General features: G+C 71.2%; 3 protein-coding genes and 2 pseudogenes. 2 read left to right on the top strand and 3 right to left on the bottom strand.

Annotated elements, in window-relative coordinates; translation table 11 throughout:
- Both IJH84_RS21130 and IJH84_RS21135 read left to right on the top strand, forming a co-directional pair.
- Positions 1-204: pseudogene (locus tag IJH84_RS21130) on the top strand (hypothetical protein); the annotation flags it as partial.
- A 24-nt stretch (positions 205-228) separates the two neighbouring features.
- A pseudogene (locus IJH84_RS21135) lies at positions 229-621 on the top strand (thiamine pyrophosphate-dependent enzyme); the annotation flags it as partial.
- A 182-nt stretch (positions 622-803) separates the two neighbouring features.
- Here IJH84_RS21135 and IJH84_RS21140 read toward each other — a convergent pair.
- From IJH84_RS21140 to IJH84_RS21150, 3 genes are read right to left on the bottom strand one after another with little or no spacing between them, the layout of a single operon-like run.
- Entirely contained in the window at positions 804-1,574 is a 771-nt protein-coding gene (locus tag IJH84_RS21140; RefSeq protein ID WP_200068370.1) for an ABC transporter ATP-binding protein, read from the bottom strand.
- Between the two features lie 2 nt (positions 1,575-1,576).
- Positions 1,577-2,380: an ABC transporter permease gene (locus IJH84_RS21145; protein WP_295148058.1), complete on the bottom strand. Its 804-nt coding sequence runs from the start codon at positions 2,378-2,380 to the stop codon at positions 1,577-1,579.
- Positions 2,377-3,087, bottom strand: coding sequence for an ABC transporter permease (locus IJH84_RS21150; RefSeq protein ID WP_295148061.1), 711 nt, complete (start codon positions 3,085-3,087; stop codon positions 2,377-2,379). The genes IJH84_RS21145 and IJH84_RS21150 overlap by 4 nt, the downstream gene beginning before the upstream one ends.
- Positions 3,088-3,090 lie beyond the last annotated feature (3 nt).

A 3,090-nucleotide genomic window follows, 5' to 3' on the forward strand; every position in this document is an offset into this window, starting at 1 on the left:
CTGCTGCCGGAGCTGCCGCAATCCGATCGGCCGCTGCCCACCGGCAGGCAGCTTCCCGACCTGCCGCCGCTGACCAGCCCGCCACCGGCCGAGCACGTGCTCAGCGTGCTGCGCGGACAGCTGCCCGCGGACGCCGTGGTGGTCACCGAGGCGCCCACGCACAAGCAGACGATCCAGCGCTTCCTGCCGTTCGACTCCCCGTAGCAGGACTTCCACGCCGGTGCCAGCGGTGCGCTGGGCTACGGCATCTCCGCGGTGGTCGGGTCCGCGCTGGCCACCCGGCGCCCGGTGGTCGGCGTGCTCGGCGACGGCGCGAGCATGTACGGCATCCAGGCGTTGTGGACCGCGGCCCAGGAGCACGCGTCGCTGACGGTGCTGGTGCTGGACAACGAGGAGTACGCGGCGGTGCGGCTGCTCGGCGAGGTGGGCGAGGACGGCAAGATGCCCGGTGTGCGCCTCGGTGGCATCGACTTCGTGGCGCTGGCGCAGGGCATGGGCTGCGCGGCGCGGCGGGTGGACGACCTCACCGAATTCGATCGGGAACTGCGCGCGGCATTGGCCGAATCCGGCCCGACCGTGCTGCACGTTCCGGTCGCCCCGAGCGGGCGCCGGATGTATTGATCCGCGGTTCCGGGCGGCGCCGGGAAATGATCGGCGCCGCCGGTCGGCGCATCGGGTCTAATGATTTCCCCAGAATTCGCGATTCGGCGTCCGTGCCGCCGCCCGGGCTGTTCGCGGGCGAATGCCCCGCACATCCCGGTATTTCCGGGAAGTGTGGGGAATTTCCCGGTTGCCGGGCTCGATCAGTTGGCTGCGGTCTCCGCGCGACCGGACTGCAACAGTTTCGCCACGTGACTACGGAGCGTGATGAATCCGTCGGATGCCCGGGTTCCGATCTGGTCGCGCTCGGAGCCGAGGTCGACGTCCAGGTCGGCGACGACTTCCGCGGGCGAGCGGGACAGCACCAGCACCCGGTCGCCGAGGTAGACGCTCTCGTCGATGTCGTGCGTGACCAGCAGGATCGTGCTGCCGTACTGCTCGCGCACGGACAGCAGCAGGTCCTCCAGCTCGAACCTGGTCTGCGCATCGACCGAGGCGAACGGTTCGTCCAGCAGCAGCAGCTCGGGCCGGGTCGCCAGCGCCCGCGCGATCGCCACCCGCTGCTGCATCCCGCCGGAGAGCTGCCACGGGTACTTCTTCGCCGCGTCGGCCAGACCCACCCAGGACAGCGCTTCCGCGGCCCGCTCGCGCCGCTTCACCGAGCGCGTGCGCAGCGGGAACTCCACGTTGCCGCGCACCGTCATCCACGGGAACAGCGAGCGGCCGTAGTCCTGGAAGACCACCGCGAGGTCCTCCGGCACGCCGTCGATCTGCTCGCCGCGCAGCGCCACGCGGCCGCTGGTGGGTCGTTGCAGGCCGCCGACCAGCCGCAGCAGCGTCGACTTGCCGCAGCCGGACGGGCCGACGATGCAGGTCAGCTGTCCCTCCTCGACCGTGAAGCCCAGGTCGCGGATGGCGACGTGGCCGCCTTCGTAGGTGTGGCCGAGCCCGGCCACCTCCAGCATCGTGCGCACAGTCATCCTTTCGCTCGCGCGGGGTCGGCGGAGCCGTGTTGCCAGGTAAGCGCCCGCCGCTGCACCGCAAGCAGCGCGGTGTTGAGCAGGTAGCCCAGCAGGGCCAGCAGCACGATTCCCGCCCACAGGTCGGCGAACTCGAACTGCTGCTGGGCGTAGACGAGCTGGTAGCCGAGACCGCTGCTGGCGCCGACCATCTCGGAGACCACCATCAGGATCAGCGCCTGCGACAGGCTGATCCGCAGCCCGGCGAAGATCTTCGGCGCGGCCGCGGGCAGCACGATCCGGCTCCACCAGTCCCACCGGCCGATCCGGAAAGCGCGGGCGGTGTGCTGCTTGACCGCGTCCACCGAGGCCGCGCCGTCGGCGGTGTTGAGCACCACGGTGAACACCGTGCCGAACACGATCGTCGCCAGCTGCATCGGCGTGCCCAGCGTGAACAGCACCAGGAACAGCGGCACCAGCGCCGGAGTGGGCACCGACCGGAAGAAGTCCAGCAGCGGCCCGAAGTAGTCGGTGGCCCGCCGGGAGCGGCCGAGCGCGACGCCGATGGCGACCCCGGCCGCACCGGAGATCAGCCAGCCGCCGAACAGCCTGCCCAGGCTCGGCAGCACGTCCCGGAACACCGCGTCGGTCAGCCACAGCTGCTCGGCGGGCCCGGTCAGCCACAGCTGCCAGGCGTGCGCGGCGATCCGCGTCGGTGGCAGGAAGTACACGCTGCCCGCGGCGCGCGTGACGATCTCCCACGCCACCAGCAGGACCAGCAGCAGGCCCCACTTGCCCAGGAACTTCCGCAGCGACTTCACAGTTCCTCCCGGCTCGTGGCCCAGCCGAACAGCCTGCGCTGGAGCTGGTGCAGGCCGGTGTTGATCAGGTAGCCGAGCACGCCGACGATCACCGTGCCCGCCAGCACCAGGTCCATCCGCCCGCCGCCGGAGCTGGCCTCCAGGATGAAGGTGCCCACGCCGCGCGCCCCGCCCGCGATCAGCTCCACGACCACCACCACGACCAGCGCGATCGACGCGGAGACCCGGATGCCGGTGGCCACGAACGGCGCCGCGTGCGGCAGCGCGACCGTGCAGGCCGTGCGCAACCTGCTGAACCGGAAGGACCGGGCGATGTCGGTGTAGAGCGGGTCCATCTCGTCCAGCGCGTACATCGTGTTGAACAGGATCGGCCACACCGCCGCGTAGGTGGCCAGCGTGATCTTGGTTCCGGGTCCGCCGCCGAGCAGCAGCATCAGCAGCGGCAGCAGCGCAACCGCGGGCAGCGGGCGCAGGAATTCCACGACCGTCAGCATCGCCGTGCGCGCGGGCCGGACGCTGCCGAGCAGCAGTCCGAGCGGGATCGCGATCAGTGCGGCCAGTCCCACCGCGATCAGGAACGTCAGCACCGTCGCGACGCTGTCCAGCAGGAAGTCGGTGTCGCCGGCCAGCAGCTCGGCGGCTCGCGGCAGCACCGTCGACGGCGGCGGCAGGTAGCGGACGTCGAGCAGGCCGATCGCGCAGGCCAGTTC

It is taken from the genome of Saccharopolyspora sp. (genome assembly GCF_017434145.1).
Lineage (GTDB): Bacteria > Actinomycetota > Actinomycetes > Mycobacteriales > Pseudonocardiaceae > Saccharopolyspora_C > Saccharopolyspora_C galaxeae.